Origin of the sequence: Streptomyces sp. NPDC050759, assembly GCF_044456945.1 — a bacterium.
GTDB lineage: Bacteria > Actinomycetota > Actinomycetes > Streptomycetales > Streptomycetaceae > Streptomyces.
On sequence record NZ_JBITGI010000024.1, the window covers coordinates 297 to 20,888 of the forward strand.

The 20,592-nt window shown below is 71.1% G+C and carries 18 protein-coding genes; 7 read left to right on the forward strand and 11 right to left on the reverse strand.

What is annotated here, in order from left to right:
* Positions 1 to 266: 266 nt before the first annotated feature.
* From ACIBJB_RS42795 to ACIBJB_RS42805, 3 genes are read left to right on the forward strand one after another with little or no spacing between them, the layout of a single operon-like run.
* A complete protein-coding gene (locus tag ACIBJB_RS42795) occupies positions 267 to 1,232 on the forward strand; it encodes a zinc-binding dehydrogenase (protein ID WP_398939485.1) in 966 nt (321 codons plus the stop codon).
* A 49-nt stretch (positions 1,233 to 1,281) separates the two neighbouring features.
* A complete protein-coding gene (locus ACIBJB_RS42800; RefSeq protein WP_007384656.1) occupies positions 1,282 to 1,491 on the forward strand; it encodes a helix-turn-helix domain-containing protein in 210 nt (69 codons plus the stop codon).
* Positions 1,491 to 2,054, forward strand: coding sequence for a Clp protease N-terminal domain-containing protein (locus tag ACIBJB_RS42805; protein ID WP_398939487.1), 564 nt, complete (start codon positions 1,491 to 1,493; stop codon positions 2,052 to 2,054). Before ACIBJB_RS42800 ends, ACIBJB_RS42805 begins: the two co-directional genes overlap by 1 nt.
* A gap of 44 nt (positions 2,055 to 2,098) precedes the next feature.
* Here ACIBJB_RS42805 and ACIBJB_RS42810 read toward each other — a convergent pair whose 3' ends face one another.
* Both ACIBJB_RS42810 and ACIBJB_RS42815 read right to left on the reverse strand, forming a co-directional pair.
* Positions 2,099 to 3,175 (reverse strand): helix-turn-helix transcriptional regulator, encoded by a 1,077-nt coding sequence (locus tag ACIBJB_RS42810; protein WP_398939488.1) that lies wholly within the window; start codon positions 3,173 to 3,175, stop codon positions 2,099 to 2,101.
* Position 3,176: 1 nt separating this feature from the next.
* The gene (locus ACIBJB_RS42815; protein WP_398939490.1) at positions 3,177 to 4,145 is read right to left on the reverse strand and encodes a DUF4097 family beta strand repeat-containing protein; all 969 of its coding nucleotides are present in this window, start codon (positions 4,143 to 4,145) and stop codon (positions 3,177 to 3,179) included.
* 560 nt (positions 4,146 to 4,705) lie between these two features.
* On the opposite strand from ACIBJB_RS42815, the gene ACIBJB_RS42820 reads away from it, so the two are divergent.
* On the forward strand, positions 4,706 to 4,954 hold the full coding sequence (locus ACIBJB_RS42820; protein WP_398939491.1) for a hypothetical protein: 249 nt from the start codon (positions 4,706 to 4,708) through the stop codon (positions 4,952 to 4,954).
* Between the two features lie 30 nt (positions 4,955 to 4,984).
* Here the strand turns inward: ACIBJB_RS42820 and ACIBJB_RS42825 are convergent, their stop codons facing one another.
* The 5 genes from ACIBJB_RS42825 to ACIBJB_RS42845 all read right to left on the reverse strand — a co-directional run bounded on the left by ACIBJB_RS42825 (position 4,985) and on the right by ACIBJB_RS42845 (position 12,007).
* Positions 4,985 to 5,164 carry a DUF6104 family protein gene (locus tag ACIBJB_RS42825; RefSeq protein WP_003992906.1) on the reverse strand — a complete coding sequence of 60 codons (180 nt, stop codon included), beginning with the start codon at positions 5,162 to 5,164 and terminating at the stop codon, positions 4,985 to 4,987.
* An 85-nt stretch (positions 5,165 to 5,249) separates the two neighbouring features.
* A complete protein-coding gene (locus ACIBJB_RS42830; protein WP_398939493.1) occupies positions 5,250 to 9,071 on the reverse strand; it encodes a multifunctional oxoglutarate decarboxylase/oxoglutarate dehydrogenase thiamine pyrophosphate-binding subunit/dihydrolipoyllysine-residue succinyltransferase subunit in 3,822 nt (1,273 codons plus the stop codon).
* Between the two features lie 294 nt (positions 9,072 to 9,365).
* On the reverse strand, positions 9,366 to 10,472 hold the full coding sequence (locus tag ACIBJB_RS42835; RefSeq protein ID WP_057612165.1) for an ATP-binding protein: 1,107 nt from the start codon (positions 10,470 to 10,472) through the stop codon (positions 9,366 to 9,368).
* Positions 10,469 to 11,206, reverse strand: a complete 738-nt coding sequence (locus tag ACIBJB_RS42840) for a response regulator transcription factor (RefSeq protein ID WP_057612257.1) — start codon at positions 11,204 to 11,206, stop codon at positions 10,469 to 10,471. The genes ACIBJB_RS42835 and ACIBJB_RS42840 overlap by 4 nt, the downstream gene beginning before the upstream one ends.
* A 123-nt stretch (positions 11,207 to 11,329) precedes the next feature.
* Positions 11,330 to 12,007: a spermidine synthase gene (locus ACIBJB_RS42845; protein ID WP_398939495.1), complete on the reverse strand. Its 678-nt coding sequence runs from the start codon at positions 12,005 to 12,007 to the stop codon at positions 11,330 to 11,332.
* 139 nt (positions 12,008 to 12,146) lie between these two features.
* Here ACIBJB_RS42845 and ACIBJB_RS42850 point away from each other — a divergent pair, with 139 nt between their 5' ends.
* Positions 12,147 to 12,953 carry a rhomboid-like protein gene (locus ACIBJB_RS42850; protein WP_398939496.1) on the forward strand — a complete coding sequence of 269 codons (807 nt, stop codon included), beginning with the start codon at positions 12,147 to 12,149 and terminating at the stop codon, positions 12,951 to 12,953.
* 214 nt (positions 12,954 to 13,167) lie between these two features.
* Here ACIBJB_RS42850 and ACIBJB_RS42855 read toward each other — a convergent pair whose 3' ends face one another.
* From ACIBJB_RS42855 to ACIBJB_RS42865, 3 genes are all read right to left on the reverse strand, one after another.
* A complete protein-coding gene (locus ACIBJB_RS42855; protein WP_398939498.1) occupies positions 13,168 to 13,968 on the reverse strand; it encodes a GNAT family N-acetyltransferase in 801 nt (266 codons plus the stop codon).
* On the reverse strand, positions 13,965 to 14,660 hold the full coding sequence (locus ACIBJB_RS42860) for a GNAT family N-acetyltransferase (RefSeq protein ID WP_398939651.1): 696 nt from the start codon (positions 14,658 to 14,660) through the stop codon (positions 13,965 to 13,967). Before ACIBJB_RS42860 ends, ACIBJB_RS42855 begins: the two co-directional genes overlap by 4 nt.
* A 103-nt stretch (positions 14,661 to 14,763) precedes the next feature.
* A complete protein-coding gene (locus ACIBJB_RS42865) occupies positions 14,764 to 15,420 on the reverse strand; it encodes a GNAT family N-acetyltransferase (RefSeq protein ID WP_398939500.1) in 657 nt (218 codons plus the stop codon).
* Positions 15,421 to 15,599: 179 nt separating this feature from the next.
* On the opposite strand from ACIBJB_RS42865, the gene lon reads away from it, so the two are divergent.
* Complete coding sequence (lon, locus tag ACIBJB_RS42870) at positions 15,600 to 18,014, forward strand: endopeptidase La (RefSeq protein ID WP_398939502.1); 2,415 nt, start codon at positions 15,600 to 15,602, stop codon at positions 18,012 to 18,014.
* 100 nt (positions 18,015 to 18,114) lie between these two features.
* Here the strand turns inward: lon and ACIBJB_RS42875 are convergent, their stop codons facing one another.
* Positions 18,115 to 18,957 (reverse strand): lysozyme, encoded by an 843-nt coding sequence (locus tag ACIBJB_RS42875; RefSeq protein WP_398939504.1) that lies wholly within the window; start codon positions 18,955 to 18,957, stop codon positions 18,115 to 18,117.
* A 234-nt stretch (positions 18,958 to 19,191) separates the two neighbouring features.
* On the opposite strand from ACIBJB_RS42875, the gene ACIBJB_RS42880 reads away from it, so the two are divergent.
* Entirely contained in the window at positions 19,192 to 19,686 is a 495-nt protein-coding gene (locus ACIBJB_RS42880; RefSeq protein ID WP_381126442.1) for a MarR family winged helix-turn-helix transcriptional regulator, read from the forward strand.
* The last annotated feature ends 906 nt before the right edge of the window (positions 19,687 to 20,592 follow it).

Sequence of the window (20,592 nt, forward strand, 5' to 3'; positions counted from 1 at the left end):
AGGGGAACTGCGCGATCAGCCCCCACCGGCCTGCAGCCGCCCGACTACCTGACCCGGCATCCTCGTAGGCGCCCGGCTCAGGCCCAGCGCAGCTGCCCGCGGGGAACTGCGCGATCAGCCCCCACCGGCCTGCAGCCGCCCGACTACCTGACCCGGCATCCTCGTAGGCGCCCGGCTCAGGCCCAGCGCAGCTGCAGGTGCAACAGGGTATGTGTCACAGCGCGCCCCGGTTCCCCGCAGCGCCGGTGGACCCTATCGTCAAGGTCATGTTCGCTGTCTACGCCGCCCGAATCGACCGCGACGACCCGCTCTCGGGACTGGAGTTGGGGGAGCGCCCGGCCCCCGAAGCTCGCCCGGGTTGGAGCGTCGTCGACGTCAGGGCCGCTTCCCTCAATCACCATGACCTCTGGTCCCTGCGGGGCGTGGGCCTCGCGGAGGACAAGTTGCCGATGATCCTCGGCTGTGACGCCGCCGGTGTCGACGAGGACGGCAACGAGGTCGTCCTGCACTCCGTCATCGGGCAGAGTGGGCACGGCGTCGGCCCCAAGGAGCCCCGTTCCATCCTCACCGAGCGCTATCAGGGGACGTTCGCCGAGCAGGTTGCCGTGCCGACCTGGAACCTCCTCCCCAAGCCGAAGGAGCTTTCCTTCGCGGAGGCCGCCTGTCTGCCCACGGCCTGGCTGACGGCGTATCGGATGCTGTTCACGAATGCCGGGGTCCGGCCCGGAGACTCCGTGCTGGTGCAGGGCGCGGGCGGTGGTGTCGCCACGGCCGCGATCGTGCTGGGGAAGGCCGCGGGGCTGCGGGTCTTCGCCACCAGCCGGGACGAGGCCAAGCGGAAGCGTGCGGTGGAGCTCGGGGCCGTGGAGGCGCTGGAGTCGGGCGCGCGGCTGCCGCAGCGGGTGGACGCCGTCATCGAGACGGTGGGCGCGGCCACGTGGTCGCACTCCGTGAAGTCGCTCAAGCCCGGCGGCACGGTGGTCATCTCCGGTGCCACGAGCGGCGACCGCCCCTCGCACGCCGAACTGACCCGGATCTTCTTCCTGGAGCTCAAGGTCGTGGGGTCGACCATGGGGACCAAGGACGAGCTGGAGGACCTGCTCGCGTTCTGTGCGGCCACGGGTGTGCGGCCCGTGATCGACGAGGTGCTCCCGATGGACCGTGCGCGGGAGGGCTTCCAACGGGTGGAGTCCGGTGAGCAGTTCGGGAAGGTCGTGCTCACCAACGGCTGATTTGTCAATCATGGTTGACAGGTGCCTTGTGTCAACATAGGTTGACACCATGACCGAAGCAACGGATCTCGCCGAGCGCGCCGGTGATCGCGATCCCCGGGTCGGACTACGTGCCGTCGCCGCACTGCGCAGGCTGCTGGAGCAGCTGGAGTCGGTGCAGGTGCGCAGCGCGCGCAATCAGGGCTGGTCGTGGCAGGAGATCGCCGCGGAACTCGGAGTGAGCAGGCAGGCCGTGCACAAGAAGTACGGGAGGCACTGATGTTCGAGCGGTTCACGAAGGACGCCCGGGCGGTGGTCATGGGTGCGGTCGAGCATGCCGAGGGGGCTGGGGCGGGTTCCGTGGACGCCGAGCATCTGCTGCTCGCCCTGCTGGAGCGGGAGGGCAGTCGCGCTTCGTTCGCCCTGGCCGCCCTCGGGCTCGCCGAACGCGGGGACGCCGTACGGGAAGCGCTGGGTGAGGCTCGGCGGCGGGCCGGACTGTCCCAGGCGGACGCCGAGGCGCTGGCCGGGCTCGGAATCGACGTCTCGGAGATCGTCGCCCGGGTCGAGGAGGTGCACGGCGTCGGAGCGATGTCAGGCGACCGGAAGGACAAGGGGTGGTGGTCCGGGCGGCGCTCCTTCGGGCGGGGCGCCAAGGAGATCCTGGAGAAGGCGCTCCGTATCGCTGTGGCCCGGCGGGACCGCCATGTCGGCGACGAGCACATTCTGTTGGCGATGACGGTACGGCCGGGTGTGCCCGGGGAAGTGCTCGCCGACCACGGGGTGACCTACGAGTCGGTCGTGCGCGTCCTCTACGGCGGGGGAGAGGCGAAGGCCGGCTGAGTCCCGCCGGGCGCCGACGTCGGTGACGGTGGCGCCCGGCCGGCTCACGCCTTCGGCGCTCGCAGCAGTGCTCCTATGTGGGCCGCCGCCGTCGACAGATGCCGGCGGGCGTCGCGCAGCTGGTCCGCCGTGATGCCGTGGTCGCGGGCCGCGTCGCGGATGTCGTCGCGGAAGCGGTCGAGCAGGCGGTCCAGGTCGCGGGCCGGGTCCCCGGTGGAGTCCTCGTGGGCCCAGGAGGGTTCGTACTCGGCGGGGAAGTCCTCCGGAGTGTGCGAGTACTGGGGACCGGGTGCCGTCCCCTCGGCCTTCTCGTACTTCGCGCCACCTCGGCCGAAGCCGAAGTCCTTCCCGAACTCCTTGCCGTAGTCCTTCCCGAACTCACCGAACTCCTTGGCCAGTTCGGTCAGCCCCTCGCGCACCCCCGTCGGCCAGTCGCCGCGCGCGAAGTGGTCCTGCACCTGCTCCTGTACGCGCTTGGCGATGCGCTGGACCTCCTCCTGCGCCTGCTCCCGGGCCCGGTCCTGGGCCTCCTTGGCCTGGCGGCGGGCCCGCTGGGCCTCCTCGCGGGCGCGGCGGCTCTCGTCCTTGGCGCGCCGGGCCTGCTCCTTCCATTCCTGCTTGACGCGGCGCATCTCCTCCTTGGCGGTGCGCCACGCCTCCTTGTCGGCGTACTCCGTGAAGTCCCCGAAGGGGCCCTCGTGTTCGCCGGTGCCTTCCTTGGTGGCACCGCCCCGGCGGGCCTGGGTCGCGGCCGCCCGCACCTCGCGCCGCAGATCACCCGCCGCGCCGCGCACATCGGCCCGGATCTCGGCGGCGAGCTCGGCGACCGAGTCGCGGATCTCCAGCTCCAGATCGGCCAGTTCACCGCTGCGGTCGGCCAGCTCGGCGCGGCCCGCGTCCGTGATGGCGTACACCTTGCGGCCGCCCTCGGTGGTGTGGGTGACCAGGCCCTCCGCCTCCAGCTTGGCCAGGCGGGGGTAGACGGTGCCGGCCGAGGGGGCGTACAGGCCCTGGAAACGCTCCTCCAGGAGCCGGATCACCTCATAGCCGTGGCGCGGGGCCTCGTCCAGCAGCTTCAGCAGGTACAGCCGGAGGCGGCCGTGGGCGAAGACGGGAGGCATGTCAGAGCACCTTCTTGTCGGTCGTGCCGTCGGCCGGGCCGGAAAGGGAATTGTCCCCCGAGGCGCCGCCCCCGCCGTCCACCGGGTCGGCCGCGTCGGCCGGTCCGGCATCCGTGTCACTGGGCTTCACGAAGGGATCCGTCTCCCACGGCTCCTCCTCGTCCTCCCGGGGTGGGCGGCGCAGGAGGGCGATGGAGCCGGAGACGGTGGTCGCGCGGAGTTTGCCGGTGCCGGCGCCGAGGCGGCCCGTGACCTTGTGGGCGCCCCACTGGCCGTGCACGCGCAGGCCGTCGAAGGCGTTGGAGATCGTCCCGCTCGCGGTGTTGGCCTCCACTTCCGCGTCCGCGGGCTGGGGGAGCCGGATGGCGATCTCACCGGAGACGCTGGTCAGCCGGACGTCGGTGGGGCCCTCCGGATCGAGGTCCACGATCATCGAGCCGCTGACCGAGTCGGCCCGCACCGAGGGTCCGGAGCCTTCCACGACGGTGAGATCCCCGGAGACCGAGTTGAATCGCAGGTCACCGGTGACGGCCTGGGCCTCCAGGTTCCCGGAGACGGTGTCGGCGCGGACGGGGCCGGAGAGGCCGACGAGGGTCGTGTCGCCGTTGACCCCCTTCACCACCGACGGGCCGCGCAGTCCCGACACGACGGCCGCGGCGCTGACCACACCCACCTCGACGCGAGTGTCGACCGGCACGGCCAGCGAGACGACCGCGCTGCGCCGCCAGCCCTTGCGGTCGAGCCACTTGAGGAAGCCCTTCCAGGGCAGGTCCTCGTAGGCCACGGTGAGGGTCCCGCCCTCCTGGGTGACGACCAGAGGCGGTCCCTCGATCTCGGACACCTCCAGGCGTGCGGAACCTTCGTCCGTGCCCACCACGTTCACCGTTCCGTTGACGATGCGCACGTGGAGTTCGCGTACGGGCTCGTCGAAGGTGAGCTTCCTGGGCTCCGTGACGGACCACTCGGGCATGGTGCAGACCTCCCCGTAGCAACGCGCCATATCGCGTCTTCTGCAATTCACGATATATCGTGGCCGTCGAAAGTCAAGACACTCTTTCCGGGGACACCCGAGGGTGCGCGCGGGGGAGGGCTGGAGCGTCCGGGTGCCGGGTGCCGGGTGCCGGGTGCCGGGTGCCTGTGCCGGGTGGCGGGTCGTGGCTGCACGGTGAGGAGCCGGCCGACCACGTCATGACGGGCTGGGCCACCGCCCCGGCCGTCGGCGCTCCCTGGCCCGTCCCGGCGTCCGGCTTCCGTCGCCCCGTGGGCTACGCGTGGCGCCAACGGCACCCCGGCGGGCGAGCACGAGGCCATGCGCACGTTCGCGGCCCGTCTGGCCCTCGATCCGGTCCTGGACGTCCAGTCCCTCGACCAGCTCATGAGACCGGACCCCGCCTCCGACGCCCGCGCCCGCCTGCGCAGCCTCACGTGCGTGGGTCTGGACCTCCCCGTCGGCCTCTCTCCCGGCGAACCGACCGACCGCCTCGGCGAGGTGGCCCGGGACCGTGGACCGGTCGGACGCCCCCGATCGAGTTGGAGGGCACGCAGACGGTCCGCGGTGACCTCGCAGTGGTCACGGGCGGCCGCCTCACCCCCTGGCTCCCCTGGTCCGGCGTCCCCAAGGCCCGCACCCTCGCCCTGGCCCAGATGGCCGCAGGTTTCGCGTCGGCCGCCTTAGGGCCTGCGACACCGCAGCGGCGGCCGGCGCTCACCGCGCGAGCGTTGTTGCCGGCACACGGGGCGCTCGGGCTGTCGTACGACCTGACGCACCTCCGGGACTGACTCCCGCGTCCGATCAAGTAGCCCTGCGACCTATTCGTCGTCCTCGTCGTCCAGCCGGGCCAGCCACGTGGCCAGCCGCTCCACCGGCACCTCGAAGTCGGGATTGAGGTCGACGAACGTCCGCAGCTGCTCGGCGAGCCACTCGAAGGTGACCTCCTCCTCGCCACGCCTCTTCTCGAGCTCTTCGATGCCACGGTCCGTGAAGTACATGGCTCAAGGATAAGTGTGCGGAAACGGCCGGGCCGCACCCCCGGAGAGGGAGTGCGGCCCGGTCACGTACAGCCTTCGCGAGCGGTTACGCGTCGAACACCTCACGCACCAACTGCTCCTGCTCGGCCTGGTGCCGCTTCGCCGAGCCCACCGCCGGGGACGAGCCGTGCGGGCGGGAGATCCGGCGCAGGCGCTCGCCGTGCGGGATGTCCGCGCCGACCGCCAGGTCCAGGTGGTCGATCAGGTTGAGGGCGATGAACGGCCAGGCGCCCTGGTTCGCCGGCTCCTCCTGGGCCCAGAGGTACTTCTCGGCGTTCGGGTACTTGGCGATCTCGGCCTGGAGCTCGGCACCCGGCAGGGGGTACAGGCGCTCGACGCGGATGATCGCCGTGTCCGTGAGACCGCGCTTCTGACGCTCGGCGTCGAGGTCGTAGTAGACCTTGCCGGCGCAGAAGACGACCTTCTTGACCGCGGCCGCGTCCACCGACGTGTCGCCGATGACCGGGCGGAACTGACCCGACGTGAACTCCTCCGTCTTCGACGCGGCGGCCTTGAGGCGCAGCATCGACTTCGGGGTGAAGACCACCAGCGGCTTGTGGTGCGGGTTGTGCACCTGCCACCGCAGGAGGTGGAAGTAGTTCGACGGGAGGGTCGGCATCGCGACCGTCATGTTGTTCTGGGCGCAGAGCTGGAGGAAGCGCTCCACGCGCGCGGACGAGTGGTCCGGGCCCTGGCCCTCGTAGCCGTGGGGGAGGAGCAGCGTCACACCGCTCGTCTGGCCCCACTTCTGCTCCGCCGCCGAGATGTACTCGTCGACGATCGTCTGTGCGCCGTTGACGAAGTCACCGAACTGCGCCTCCCACAGCACGAGCGCGTCGGGGCGGGCCAGCGAGTAGCCGTACTCGAAGCCCATGACCGCGTACTCGGACAGCAGGGAGTTGTAGACGTTGTAGCGGGCCTGGTCCTCGTTGAGGTACTGGAGCGGGGTGTGCTCCTCGCCCGTCTCCCGGTCGATCAGGACCGCGTGGCGCTGGCCGAAGGTGCCGCGCTGGGAGTCCTGGCCGGACAGCCGGACCGGGGTGCCCTCCAGGAGCAGGGAGCCGACGGCCAGCGTCTCGCCCATGCCCCAGTCGATCGTGCCGTCCTCGACCATCGCCGCCCGGCGCTGCAGCTGCGGCAGCAGACGCGGGTGGACGTGGAAGCTGTCGGGGATGTTGACCTGGGACTCGGCGATCCGCTTCACGGTCTCCGAGGAGATCGCGGTGTTCACGGCGACCGGGAACTCGGCCTGCGGGTCGGAGACCGGTCCGGCGGCCGGCTGGGCCGTGACGGCCTCGCGGACCTCGGTGAAGACCTTCTCCAGCTGGCCCTGGTAGTCCTGCAGCGCCTGCTCGGCCTCTTCCAGGGTGATGTCGCCGCGACCGATGAGGGACTCGGTGTAGAGCTTGCGCACCGAGCGCTTCTTGTCGATCAGGTCGTACATCAGGGGCTGGGTGAAGGCCGGGTTGTCCGACTCGTTGTGACCGCGGCGGCGGTAGCAGATGAGGTCGATCACCACGTCCTTGTTGAACGCCTGGCGGAACTCGAAGGCCAGCCGGGCCACCCGGACCACGGCCTCCGGGTCGTCGCCGTTCACGTGGAAGATCGGGGCCTCGATCATGCGGGCCACGTCCGTGGCGTACATCGAGGAACGCGAGGACTCGGGGGCCGCCGTGAAGCCGACCTGGTTGTTGATGACGATGTGGACCGTGCCGCCGGTGCGGTAACCCCGCAGCTGCGACATGTTCAGGGTCTCGGCCACCACGCCCTGGCCCGCGAAGGCCGCGTCGCCGTGCAGGGCGACCGGCAGGACCGTGAAGTCCGTGCCGCCCTTGTTGATGATGTCCTGCTTGGCGCGGGTGATGCCCTCGATGACCGGGTCGACCGTCTCCAGGTGGGAGGGGTTCGCGGCCAGCGAGACCTTGATCTGCTCGCCGTCCAGGCCGGTGAAGGTGCCCTCGGCGCCCAGGTGGTACTTCACGTCGCCGGAGCCGTGCATCGACTTCGGGTCGAGGTTGCCCTCGAACTCGCGGAAGATCTGCGCGTACGACTTGCCGACGATGTTCGCCAGGACGTTCAGCCGGCCGCGGTGGGCCATGCCGATGACGACCTCGTCCAGGCGGGACTCGGCGGCCGAGTCCAGCACCGCGTCGAGCAGCGGGATGACGGACTCGCCGCCCTCCAGGGAGAAGCGCTTCTGGCCGACGTACTTCGTCTGCAGGAAGGTCTCGAAGGCCTCCGCGGCGTTCAGCCGGCGCAGGATGCGCAGCTGCTCCTCACGCTCCGGCTTGGTGTGCGAGCGCTCGATGCGGTCCTGGATCCACCGGCGCTGCTTCGGGTCCTGGATGTGCATGAACTCGACGCCGGTGGTGCGGCAGTACGAGTCGCGCAGCACACCGAGGATGTCGCGCAGCTTCATCAGGGACTTGCCGGCGAAGCCGCCGACCGCGAACTCGCGCTCCAGGTCCCACAGGGTGAGGCCGTGCTCGGTGATGTCCAGGTCGGGGTGCTTGCGCTGGCGGTACTCCAGCGGGTCGGTGTCGGCCATGACGTGGCCGCGGACCCGGTAGGAGTGGATCAGCTCGAAGACGCGGGCGGCCTTCGTGACGTCGTCGTCGTGCGAGGCGTCGATGTCCTTGAGCCAGCGGACCGGCTCGTAGGGGATGCGCAGCGCCTCGAAGATCTCGTCGAAGAAGTTGTTCTCGCCGAGCAGGAGGTTCGCGACGATCCGCAGGAACTCGCCGGAGGCGGCGCCCTGGATGACCCGGTGGTCGTAGGTCGACGTGAGCGTCATGACCTTCGAGATGCCGAGCTTGTTCAGGGTGTCCTGGGAGGTGCCCTGGAACTCCGCCGGGTAGTCCATGGAGCCGACGCCCATGATGACCGACTGGCCGGGCATCAGACGCGGCACGGAGTGGACCGTACCGAGGCCGCCCGGGTTCGTCAGGGAGACCGTCACACCTGAGAAGTCGTCCATCGTCAGCTTGCCGTCACGGGCGCGGCGGACGATGTCCTCGTAGGCCTGCCAGAACTCGAAGAAGTTCAGCGTCTCGGCCTTCTTGATGCCCGCGACGACCAACTGGCGGTCGCCGTTGGGCTTCACCAGGTCGATGGCGAGGCCGAAGTTGACGTGCGGCGGCTTGACGAGGGTGGGCTTCCCGTCCTTCTCCGCGTAGTGCCAGTTCATCGACGGCATGGCCTTGATGGCCTGCACCATCGCGTAGCCGATCAGGTGCGTGAAGGAGATCTTCCCGCCCCGGGCCCGCTTCAGATGGTTGTTGATGACGATGCGGTTGTCGAAGAGCAGCTTCACCGGGACCGCGCGCACGGACGTGGCCGTGGGCAGCTCCAGGGAGGCGTTCATGTTCTTCGCGACCGCGGCGGCGGGACCGCGCAGGGTCACCATCTCCGGGCCCTCCGCGGCGGAACCCGCAGCGGCGGGCTTCGCGGCGGCGGCCGGCTTCGCGGCGGCCGGCTTGGCAGCGGGAGCAGCCTGAGCCGGAGCGGCGGCCGGTGCGGCCTTCGCGGGAGCCGGAGCCGCGGCGGCCGGCTTGGCGGCCGGAGCAGCGGCCGGGGCCGGCGCGGCTGCCTGAGCCGGAGCGGTGGGGGCCGGTGCGGCCGCGGCCGCTGTGGTGGTCTCCGCGGCCCCCGCGGCCGCGGTACCCGCCGCAGCCGGAGCGGCGGCTCCCGACTTGTAGTCCGCGAAGAAGTCCCACCAGGCGCGGTCTACCGAATTCGGGTCCTGGAGGTACTGCTGATAGATCTCGTCGACGAGCCACTCGTTCGGCCCGAACGCGGCAGCGGGGTTCTTGCCCGCTTGGTCTGCGTCGGTCGAGATGCTCGAGTTACTGGGGGACTGTGGCGACACGGCGGCAACCGCCCTCTTCCGCTTCTCACAAGGTGATGGACAGCGGGAATAAAGGCTACGCCCCCAAGACGGTGAAGGTCAGGCCGGGCCGGTCCATCGTCGTGTAAGTCACATCAAAGAGCGGGTTTCGGGGGTGGAAATGGCGGGAAACAAGCGTGGTTCCGCTGCGTGAATCCACGTGAGGGAAGCGCCGAGCGGGGCCCTGCGCGACGGTGGCGCGGCCCTCTGCCTGATCACACGTGTCCGTCAGCGCGGAACAGAGATGGATCTTGTGGCTCCGCTTCGAACTTTACGTCAACTTGGCAGAGATGGAAGGCCTGGAAGGGTGACAAGGATCCTGCAGCCCCGATCGGATTCGGCCACTCCGATCCGGCCGCCGTGCAGATCCACCGCCCAGCGGGCGATCGCGAGCCCGAGTCCCGTGCCGCCGTCGCTGCCCGGCCCGTGCGGCCGCCTGACCTGGCCGCGGTTGAACCGCTCGAAGACGCGGTGCCACTCCGAGCGCGGAATGCCGGGGCCCTCGTCGAGCACCTCCAGCTCGAGCGACTCCGGCAGGGACCCGCGCCGCGCCTTGACCGTCACCCGGCCGTGCGCCGGGCTGTGCTTGACCGCGTTGTCGATGAGGTTGGCGACGACCTGGTGGATGCGCTCCGGGTCGGCGTGCGCGGTGAGCTCCGGCGGGGACACGTCGAGGTGCAGATGGACGTCGTTGCGGGTGTGACTGCCGGACCCGGACGCGATGCCCGCGCGTGCCGTGGCGACCATGTTGGCCTCCTTCAGCACGCCCGACAGATACGGCCACACCTCGAAACGGCGCTTCTTCAGCGGTACGACGCCGTTGTCGAGCCGGGACAGGTCCAGCAGCGTCTCCACCAGCCGGCCGAGCCGCTCGGTCTGCTTAAGGGCCGTGCGCATGGTCTCGGGGTCGGCCTGGGTGACCCCGTCGACGATGTTCTCCAGCACCGCGCGCAGGCCCGCGATGGGCGTGCGCAGCTCATGGGAGACATTTGCCACAAGTTCCTTGCGCTGGCGCTCCTGTGCCTCCAGGTCGTCCGCCATGCGGTTGATCGTCTGGGCCAGGTCGCCCAGCTCGTCCCGCCGGTTCTCGCGCACCCGGCGGGTGTAGTCGCCGTGCGAGATGGACCGGGCGACGGCGTTCATGTCGTCCAGGGGCGCGGTGAGCGAATGCGCCACGAACTGCGTAATGAGCAGTGTGGCGATCATCGAGAAGACCGTGATGAAGCGCAGCTCCGTCGCCGTGCGCATCGCGATCATCATCAGCCCGGTGGTGATGAGGACCGCGATGACGACCAGGACACCCAGCTTCGTCTTGATCGAGAACGGGCTGACGCCGCCCCAGGGCTCCCTGGGGCTTCTCCGGCCGGCCGAACCCTCGCTCATGGCGTCGGCGTCTCCAGGGCGTAGCCCACGCCGTGCACCGTGCGGATCCGCTCGGCGCCGATCTTCCGGCGCAGTGCCTTGATGTGGCTGTCGACCGTGCGGGTGCCGGAGGCGTCCGCCCAGTCCCACACCTCGGCCAGCAGCTGCTCACGGGAGAGCACCGCGCGCGGGGTGTTCGCCAGGCACACCAGGAGGTCGAACTCGGTGGGCGTGAGGTGCACATCCTCCGAGCGCACCCGTACCCGGCGCTGCGCGTGGTCGATCTCCAGCTCGCCGAGCCGGAGAATGCCGGACCGGGGCGTCGCGGCGGCCAGTGCGGCCCGCTCGACCCGCCGCAGCAGGACGTGCACGCGCGCGGCCAGCTCACGCATCGAGAACGGCTTGGTCATGTAGTCGTCGGCACCGACGCCGAGCCCGACCAGCATGTCGGTCTCGTCGTCCCGCGCCGTGAGCATCATCACCGGCACCGGACGGGCGGCCTGCACACGGCGGCAGACCTCGAGACCGTCGAAGCCGGGCAGCATGATGTCGAGGATCAGCAGGTCCGGCTGCCAGGCCTCTGCCGTGTCCACCGCCGACGGACCGTCGACCGCCGTTTGCACGAGGAATCCCTCGGCGCGCAGGCGGGTCGCGATGGCGTCGACGATCGTCGGATCGTCCTCGACGACCAGGACCCGGCGCTGTGCGCCCGGCGTAGCCGTCGTGCCGTTGTGGGAGGTGTGTGTCTGCTCCATCGCCCGCCCCTGGGGAGTGCTTTCCGGAACCATGTGGGGTGATTCCTTGTCTGCGCATGACTGCGATTGACGCTTGAATGATCGGCGTAGGGAAGCAGAGTACGGGGAGTCATCACCCCTTTGCTATCCAGGTCGGACGGCGAGGTGCACGACGTCGGGTACGCCCCGGGCAACGGGGATCTCCTCGGTACGTACCTGCTGGAACCCGGCATTTGCTAGGGATCCCTCAAATTCCGCAGAGGGTTTCGCGGACCACACGGCCAGTACCCCGCCCGGCTTCAACACCCTTGCGCAACTTGTGAGTCCGGTACGCGCGTAGAGCCCGCCGTTGCCCTCCGTGACCGTCCAGTCGGGTCCGTTGTCGATGTCGAGGCACAGCGCGTCAAAAGTGGCGCATGTCTCATTGACGAATCCGACTAGATCCGTTTCCAGAATGTTCGTCCGGGGATCGGCGAGCGCCTCGGCCGAGAGCGCCGAGAGCGGGCCCGCGCGGTGCCAGTCGACGATCGCCGGTTCCCGCTCGACGACCGTGATCCGGCCCCAGCGCGGATTCGCGGCCGCGTGTGCGAGCGAGAAGCCGACGCCGAGGCCGCCGATGAGGACGTGCGGGGCGGGGCGGTCGTCGAGGGCGTCGAGCGCCGCGTCGACGAGCATCCGCTCCGAGCGCCCGTCGGAGGTGTCCATCAGGAAGCAGCCGTTGGCGATGATCTGGAGCAACTCGCCGTGGCGCCGCAGGACCACCTCCCCGTAGGGGCCCTCGCGACGGTCCAGGACTTCGGGAATGTCGTACGAGGTGGGCATCGGCCCATCCTGGCAGGCACGGCGTCCGGACAGGGAGTTCTTGAGAAGTCCCTGTGAATCGGGGGCGAGGTGGCGCCGGTCACAGACAGCGGGTGGGTCGGGAGCGAAGGCTGGGGTGAAACGGAAGGAGCAGCCCACCGTGGAACGGACCGTGCCCGCCACTCCTTCCGAGGACGCGCCCGCCCCCGCGCCCGTGGCGGGACTGCTCGACGGCATGCCCCGGCAGCGGGAACGGGGCGAGACAGGTGCCGCCGGGACACCGGTGACACCCCTGGCAACGGCCGCCCCGGACACCCGACTTCGCGTCCCCCGCCTCCGGCGGCTGTTCCCCACCCCCGCCGGGACCCCGTTCACCTTCGTCTACGGCGCCGTCCTGGCCGTCGTCTCGCTCGTCGCCGCGCATCTGGACCCTTCCCTCGTGCACACCCTGCACCAGGGCTCCAGCACCGATGTCGCCCACCTCCTGCGGACGCCCGTACTGGTGCTGGTCGCCAGCGCGTGGTGGATCGCGGGCGGGATCCTCTCGCCGTACGCCGTCGCCCTGCTGTTCGTCCTCACCGCGCTGGAGCGGCGGATCGGTGGCGTGCGCACGGCCGGTGTCTTCCTGCTCGGGCATATCGGCGCGACCCTCGCCACGGAGGTCCCCATAGGCCTCGCGGTCCTGGTCGGACATCTGCCCGCCAGCTCACTGCACCGTCTCGACTACGGAGTCAGCTTCGGCGTCGCCGCGAGCCTCGGCGCGCTGGCGGGCCTGCTCGGGCCGTGGCTGCGTTGGCCGTTGCTCGCCCTCTTCGGCTGGGTGCTGGTGACGGACCTGATCGCGTTCACCGACCCGATGACCGACTGGGGCCATCTGATCGCCCTGACGATCGGCGTCGCGACGTGGCCGGCGGTACGGCGGTGGCACCGTGCACGTCAGCCCCTCGCCGGTCGCTGGGTGGGATGACCCGCAGGGTTGTCGACGCGGCTGACGGGTGGCCGGCCGTCGAGTGCGGTGTCCGGGGCGATGCCGGCCGCGTCCAGGACGGTCGGAAGGGGACCTCGAGGCTCGGGCGGGTGGGGCACCGACTTGCGCAGCCGGCTCGTGCAGGTCGCGCACCGCGTAGTCGACGGGTCCCTCGCTCATCGCCTCCCCAGGTCCCGGCGAACCCGTTGCGGTGTCAGCGGCCCGGGGGCGTCCAGACGTACGGCGTCGTCGTGGTCACCGCGTGCATGCCGAGCCTGCGCAGGATGGGCGCGCTGTCGTCGGATGCGTCCACGTGCAGATAGGTGACCCCGCGAGAGACGGCGAGAGCGGCGCGTACGGCGACCAGGGCACGGTAGATGCCCCTGCCCCGCCACGCGGCGAGCGTGGATCCGCCCCACAGGCTCGCGAACCCCGTGCCCGCGCGGAACACCAGCCAGGCGGCGCACACCACTTCGCCGTCCGCCTCGGCGACGTACACCGCGATGTCGTCCGGCGCGGTGGCCACCCTGCCGATCAGGTCGTCGGCGAGCCAGCTCCGGTCCTGGCCCCACACCGCGGACTCCATGACGGCGATCCGGCGCATGTCCGCGTCCGCCGTGACGCGGCGCACGCTGACGCCTTCCGGCGGCGCGGGCTGTTGTACGGCCATCTCGGCGGCCCGGCCGACCAGTACCGACTCCCGCTCCTCGGGCACGAAACCGGCCGCGCGGAGCCGTTCGGTGAGGTCGGCCGGGGTGTCGTGGGAGCGGGTCTTCCATTCGACGGCCTCGCCGCGCGCCGCGAAGAAGTCACATTGCCGCGCGATGAGTTCGTCGAGGGCGCCACCGTCGACGCCGAGGTCGCGCGGGCCGCTCACGAACCCGCGGAACTGGCCGACGATCCTGAGCAGCGGTCCGTCCTGCTCGTACGTCACCCCTGTGGGCGGGGTCGGGGGAGCGCCGCGCATCTGGTCGTCGTAGGCGGAGAGGAGGGGCTGGATGTCGGTGGTGGTCATAGTCGTTCGTTCCCCCGGTCGTCTCGGTCGTCTCGGTCGTCTGGGTGGTCTCGGTCGTTCTGGTCGTCGCCCCGCACGCGCGCGTGGAGGTGCTGGTCGTGCCGGCCGTCCGCGTGGAGGAGGGCGTGGCGCATGGTGCCCTCCAGCCGGAAGCCGGCCTTCTCCGCGACCCGGCAGGAGACCTCGTTGGTGACGGCGTGGCAGAGGGTGAGGCGGTGCAGGCCGAGATCGTGCAGCGCCCAGTCGGTGAGCCGACGGGCGGCCTCGACCGCGATGCCGGTGCCGCGGCCGGCGGGCAGCACCCAGTAGGCGATCTCGGCGTGGCCCCGGTCGAGGTCGACGTCGATCCAGGCGGCGAGGCCGAGGATGTCGCCGGGGCCGGGGTTTGTGGCGTGCTCGTCCGGCGGATCGCCGGCGCGGTCGATGCGGGTGCTCGTCAGGACGTCCGCCCCTTCGCCGCCCCCGTCCTTGCGCGCAACCGCCCAGACCGCCGCTGTCTCCCTCTGCCACCGCTCCCCCATCCGCCCGATACGCGCGCGTGCCTCGTCCTCGGTCAGCGTCGGCAGGAGGTTCCAGCGACTGATGGCCGGATCGTGGCTCGCGGCCACCAGGGCACCGGCGTCCGTCATGCGCCAGGGCCGGAGTTCCAGGCCGCCGGGAAGAGCCAGGACCGGCTGGGTGTTGTCCGCCATGCGGCCGGCGGGAACCACCGGAGGTATCGGGGCGATCACCGGCGCAGCATGACAGAGGCCGTCTCCGGTCGCCTCCGGGTTTTCCGCGGGCGCCGACGGACGGTCACCCGGCGTTCGGTCCCACGAACTTCGCACTGGTGAGCGGAGCTTCCACATGCCAGCCCAGAGACTCGTACAGCCCCCGCCCCGCCGGCGTTCCCGCGAGGACGCCGGTCTCGGCACCCGTGTCGGTCGCCATGGCCTGGAGCGTGCGCATGACGACGCTGCCCAGTCCCCGGCGCCGATGGGCGGCCACGGTCTCGATCTGGTCGAAGACGGCGGTCGCGCCGGTCGGAGCGACCTGACCGCGCGCCGCGAGGGAACCGTCGGGCGCGGCGACGAGTACGCGGGTGACGCCGCCGACGGACCAGGTGCGCAGCCGGTATCCGTCGGGGGCGGTGGTCCGTCGCGCCGGGGCGGTCAGCGGGACCGTCATCAGCCAAGCCGGCTCGGGATCCACCCACCAGCCCTCGTCCAGCCAGCGTCCGACGACCTCCGGGTCCTGGAACACCTTGAGCCACACCCCGGCCCCCGTCACCCCGCCCGCCACCTTGCGCACGACTTCCTCGTCCACGTCGTCGCCCAGCGCGTCGAACACGTGCCGCGACACCTGCGCGACCTGCCCCACGTCCACGGTGAAACCCCACGGCTCACGCTCCGGAGCCGCCGCCCCGCGGGACACGACCCAGCCGGTCACCCACGCCTGTACGACTCCGTCCACGGCATCCCCCTGTAATGGTCACTCGCAGTATGGGTCTATTACTGGATGACCATAGGTCCCGAACCGTAGATTCCGGCAGCCGTGATCGCCGACAGCGAACAGGCAAGCGGCTGGGGAACATTCGAAGGCCACTGTGCATTGAGTCGGCATAGCTCAACTTGACTGCCTAAGGGGAGATCATGGCTTCGACGTCCACACCGCTCACCCTGCCCGTGCTGCCGCTCGACGACGAGGTCGTGCTGCCCGGAATGGTGGTTCCGCTGGACCTGAACGACACCGACGTACGCGCCGCGGTGGAGGCCGCCCAGGCCGCCGCCCGCTCGGAACCCGGAAAGCCGAAGGTTCTTCTGGTGCCACGCATCGACGGCGAATACGCCGGCACCGGTGTGCTCGGCACCATCGAGCAGGTCGGCCGGCTGGCCGACGGCGATCCCGGCGCGCTCATCCGCGGCCGGAGCAGGGTGAAGATCGGTGCGGGGACCACCGGCCCGGGCGCCGCCCTGTGGGTCGAGGGGACCACGGTCGACCAGACCGTCCCCGAACCGCTGCCCGGTCACGTCACCGAACTGGTCAAGGAGTACAAGGCCCTCGCCACCGCCTGGCTGCGCAAGCGCGGCGCCTGGCAGGTCGTCGACCGGGTGCAGGCCATCGACGACGTCTCCACCCTTGCCGACAACTCCGGTTACTCGCCCTTCCTGAGCACCGAGCAGAAGGTCGAACTGCTGGAGACCGCCGACCCGGTCACCCGCCTCAAGCTCGCCACCCAGCAGCTCCGCGACCACCTCGCCGAGCAGGACGTCGCCGAGACCATCGCCAAGGACGTCCAGGAGGGCGTCGACAAGCAGCAGCGGGAGTTCCTGCTCCGCCGTCAGCTGGAAGCCGTACGCAAGGAACTGCGCGAGCTCAACGGCGAACAGGAGGGCGAGGAGTCCGACGACTACCGCGCCCGCGTGGAGGCCGCCGACCTGCCCGAGAAGGTGCGGGAAGCCGCCCTCAAGGAGGTCGACAAGCTGGAGCGGTCCAGCGACCAGTCCCCGGAGGGCTCCTGGATCCGGACCTGGCTGGACACGGTCCTCGAACTGCCGTGGAACGAACGGACCGAGGACGCCTACGACATCCAGGGCGCCCAGGCGATCCTCGACGCCGAGCACGCGGGTCTCGAGGACGTGAAGGAGCGGATCACCGAGTACCTGGCGGTGCGCAAGCGCCGCAGCGAGCGGGGGCTGGGTGTCGTCGGCGGCCGGCGCGGCGGTGCGGTCCTGGCCCTCGTCGGGCCGCCCGGCGTCGGCAAGACCAGCCTCGGGGAATCCGTGGCCCACGCCATGGGCCGCAAGTTCGTCCGCGTCGCCCTCGGCGGCGTACGGGACGAGGCGGAGATCCGCGGCCACCGGCGGACGTACGTCGGCGCGCTGCCCGGCCGGATCGTTCGGGCGATCAAGGAGGCCGGGTCGATGAACCCGGTGGTCCTGCTCGACGAGATCGACAAGGTGGGCTCCGACTACCGCGGCGACCCCGCGGCGGCCCTCCTGGAGGTCCTGGACCCGGCGCAGAACCACACCTTCCGCGACCACTACCTCGAGGTCGAGCTCGACCTGTCGGACGTCGTCTTCCTCGCCACGGCCAACGTGCTGGAGGCGATCCCGGAGGCGCTGCTCGACCGGATGGAGCTGGTCCGGCTCGACGGGTACACCGAGGACGAGAAGATCGTCATCGCCCGTGACCACCTGCTCCCGCGTCAGCTCGAGCGGGCGGGACTGGAAAAGGACGAGGTCGTCATCGACGAGAGCGCGCTGCGCAAGCTCGCCGGCGAGTACACCCGCGAGGCGGGCGTCCGCACCCTGGAGCGGTCCATCGCGAGGCTGCTGCGCAAGGTGGCGGCCCAGCACGAACTGGGCGAACGGGAGCTGCCGTTCACCGTCACGGACGAGGAGCTGCGCGGTCTGATCGGCCGGCCGCACCACGTGCCCGAGTCGGCCCAGGACCCGGCGGAGCGCCGTACGGCGGTCCCCGGGGTGGCGACCGGACTCGCGGTCACCGGAGCGGGCGGAGACGTGCTGTTCGTCGAGGCGTCGCTGGCCGACCCGGAGACGGGCGCGGCGGGTCTGACGCTGACCGGCCAGCTGGGTGACGTGATGAAGGAGAGCGCGCAGATCGCGTTGAGCTTCCTGCGGTCGCGCGGCGCGGAGCTCGAACTGCCGGTCGGCGACCTGAAGGACCGGGGCGTGCACATCCACTTCCCGGCGGGCGCGGTCCCGAAGGACGGCCCGAGCGCGGGCGTCACCATGACGACGGCGCTGGCCTCGCTGCTCTCCGGCCGCCTGGTCCGCACGGACGTGGCGATGACGGGCGAGGTCTCGCTGACCGGCCGGGTCCTCCCGATCGGCGGCGTGAAGCAGAAGCTGCTCGCCGCGCACCGCGCCGGGGTGACGACCGTCATCATCCCGAAGCGCAACGAGGCCGACCTGGACGACGTCCCGGCGGAGGTGCTGGAAAAGCTCGACGTCCACGCCGTCACCGACGTCCGCCAGGTCCTGGAGCTGGCGCTGTCCCCGGCGACCAACGGGGCGACGCCGGAGGTTCCGGTGGCGGCGTGAGGCCGTAGTCCTCAGCGGGCTCGGCCCGCGGCTGCCGGATGAGGTGAAGGCCCGGGTTCTCGTGAGGGAGGCCCGGGCCTTCGCCGTACGCCGGAGTGGGTCAGCCGGCGGCGAGCGCCTGTACGCGGTCCAGGGCGCCGTTGAACCGGTCGTGGTCGCCGACCGTCGGGCCGGAGGAGGTGTACTGCCACATGGTGTACGAGCTCCAGCCGGCCGGGAGGGTGCCCGCCGTCGAGGCGTACCGGGCGATCCACAGGGGGTTGGCGGAGAAGCCGCCGTAGTTTCCGGTGCACTGGGTCCACCAGTTGGTGGCCGTGTAGATGACGGCGTTGCGGCCGGTGCGCGCCTTGTACTGGTTCAGGAAGTCGCGGATCCAGGTGACCATCGCGCTCTGCGACTTGCCGAAGCAGGCGTCGCCGTACGGGTTCCACTCGATGTCGAGGGTGCCGGGCAGGGTCCTGCCGTCCCGGTACCAGCCGCCGCCGCTGTCGACGAAGTAGTCGGCCTGCGTCGCGCCGCCGCTGGTGTCCGGGGTGGCGAAGTGGTAGGCGCCGCGGATCATGCCGACGTCGTAGGAGCCGGTGTACTGCCGGCTGAAGTAGGGATTCCTGTAGTACGTCCCCTCGCTCGCCTTGGTGTACGCCCAGCGCACGCCGCTGTTCCACAGGGTCGGCCAGGAGACGTTGCCCTGGTAGCTGGCGACGTCGACGCCCTCCGCCTGGCCGGCGCGGGTACCGGCGGGCAGACCGCCCTGGCCGTCATGCGCTACGACGCCCATTCCCATGTGGGCGGAGCCGCGGGCCGGGGTGGCGGTGGCCTCGGGGGTGTCGGGGGCTTCGGCGGCCGCGACGGCGGCCGGGTGGAGCAGGGAGAACGCGGTGAGCAGGAGTGCGACGAGGAAGCGGCGTCGGGGACGTATCGGTCCGGGTCTGTGCACGGGCATGGCGTGCCTCCGAAGGCTCGGTGATGCTCGGTTGGGGAACACGGGACGGCCGCGCCGCGCTGGCGTGAGCATGCCAGTCGCTGCTCGGCGAAGACGCTTCGTACGACGACGAGGGGTGGGAAGCGGGGCCGGCGGCTGCCGTTGGTCCAGCCCTGCGAAATACTTACGGAGCCGTGGTGATGGCGCAATTTGGCGGAAACCTTTACGACCGGGACATTCAAGGCAGGGGCTGACGTGCACGAAGACGGAAACGGCGGCGGGGGCCGGGGCGGGGCCGACGTGGCGCCGAACGGTGTGGACCAGCCCGGATTCCTCGCACTGGAACGCGAGTTGACCGTCCTGCTGCGCCGCGCCCGGGCCAACCAGGGCGAGATGGCCCGCGAGGTCCACCCCGACCTGGAGTCGGCGGCCTACGGCCTGCTCGTCCGTCTGGATGAATGCGGCCGCCAGCGTGCCACCGAACTGGCCGCGTACATCGGCGTCGGCAAGGCCACGATGTCCCGTCAGCTGCGCGCCCTGGAGGACCTGGGCCTCGTCGCCCGCGCCCCGGACCCGGCGGACGGCCGGGCCTGGCTCGTCGACCTCACACAGGAGGGCCGCTCCCGGGTACAGAGGGTCCGCGACGCGCGCCGGGCCCGGTACGCGGGCCGACTGGCGCACTGGGACCCGGACGAGGTCACCGAACTGGCGAGACTGCTGCACCAGCTGAACCGGGGCATGGAGAAGTAGCCCGCCGGCGCCGGTCGTGTCGTCGCAGGGCGGCAGCCGACCGGGCCATTCCGGAACCCTGGGTGGTCGACGGCGGACGGCCCGAGCGGCGTGCTGGGCGGCGGGGACCGGGAACGCGACCGGGTCATTCCCGGACCCTGGGTGGTCGGCGACGGACGGCCCGATCGGGGTCTCGGCGGCGGGGACCGGAAACCCGCCCGGGTCATTCCCGGACCCTGGGTGGTCGACGGCGGACGGCCCGAGCGGGGTCTCGGCGGCGTGGACCGGGAACCGGTCGTCCGGACGGTCGCCCGGTTGGCAGGCCGCCGCCGGGAGCCGGTCGTGCCGTCGTGGGGCGGCCCTCGATCGGTCGGGCCATTCCCGAACCCCGGGGGTGGAGGACACGGCCGACGGCGGACCGCCGCGCGGCGAGCTCGACGGCGTCGACCGGAAACCGGCCGTCCGGACGGTCGCCCGGTTGGCGGTGAGGGTGGCGATCTCGGGCGGGGGCGAGGCGGGTGGTGCCGGGCGGCCTCGGCGCCGGTGGCCACGGCGATGGCGGGGACGGTGCCGCCGGGGGCTGCGCCGAACCGGCCTCCGTGATCCGGACGAAGGGCAGGACCTGGTCCATGGCGAGGGGCGGCAGCTTTGCGGCGGCGGGTCTCGGCGACCAGCTCGGTGGGCATTGCCGGCAGCGGCCGCCCTAGCTTCACGGCGGGGCGGTCCTATGACGTTCCGGTGCGTCGGGAGGAGGGGCAGCTTTGCAGCGGGGGTCTTGGCGACCAGCTCGGTGGGTATCGCAGGCAGCGGCCGCCCAAAGCTCCCCGGCCGGGCGGTCCGGTGACGTCCCGGTGTGTCGCCAGGGGCGGCAGCTTTGCAGCGGTGGGTGTCGCCGGCAGGGGCTGCCCGAGCTTCACGGCCGGGGGG

Excerpts from the sequence above, each read along its gene's own strand:
- ACIBJB_RS42795 (WP_398939485.1), top strand. The coding sequence starts at position 267 with ATGTTCGCTGTCTACGCCGCCCGAATCGACCGCGACGACCCGCTCTCG.
- ACIBJB_RS42845 (WP_398939495.1), bottom strand. The coding sequence starts at position 12,007 with ATGCCCACCTCGTACGACATTCCCGAAGTCCTGGACCGTCGCGAGGGC.
- ACIBJB_RS42810 (WP_398939488.1), bottom strand. The coding sequence starts at position 3,175 with ATGCCTCCCGTCTTCGCCCACGGCCGCCTCCGGCTGTACCTGCTGAAG.
- ACIBJB_RS42835 (WP_057612165.1), bottom strand. The coding sequence starts at position 10,472 with ATGAGCGAGGGTTCGGCCGGCCGGAGAAGCCCCAGGGAGCCCTGGGGC.
- ACIBJB_RS42815 (WP_398939490.1), bottom strand. The coding sequence starts at position 4,145 with ATGCCCGAGTGGTCCGTCACGGAGCCCAGGAAGCTCACCTTCGACGAG.
- ACIBJB_RS42825 (WP_003992906.1), bottom strand. The coding sequence starts at position 5,164 with ATGTACTTCACGGACCGTGGCATCGAAGAGCTCGAGAAGAGGCGTGGC.
- ACIBJB_RS42805 (WP_398939487.1), top strand. The coding sequence starts at position 1,491 with ATGTTCGAGCGGTTCACGAAGGACGCCCGGGCGGTGGTCATGGGTGCG.
- ACIBJB_RS42860 (WP_398939651.1), bottom strand. The coding sequence starts at position 14,660 with ATGGCGGACAACACCCAGCCGGTCCTGGCTCTTCCCGGCGGCCTGGAA.
- lon (WP_398939502.1), top strand. The coding sequence starts at position 15,600 with ATGGCTTCGACGTCCACACCGCTCACCCTGCCCGTGCTGCCGCTCGAC.
- ACIBJB_RS42875 (WP_398939504.1), bottom strand. The coding sequence starts at position 18,957 with ATGCCCGTGCACAGACCCGGACCGATACGTCCCCGACGCCGCTTCCTC.
- ACIBJB_RS42840 (WP_057612257.1), bottom strand. The coding sequence starts at position 11,206 with ATGGAGCAGACACACACCTCCCACAACGGCACGACGGCTACGCCGGGC.
- ACIBJB_RS42800 (WP_007384656.1), top strand. The coding sequence starts at position 1,282 with ATGACCGAAGCAACGGATCTCGCCGAGCGCGCCGGTGATCGCGATCCC.
- ACIBJB_RS42855 (WP_398939498.1), bottom strand. The coding sequence starts at position 13,968 with ATGACCACCACCGACATCCAGCCCCTCCTCTCCGCCTACGACGACCAG.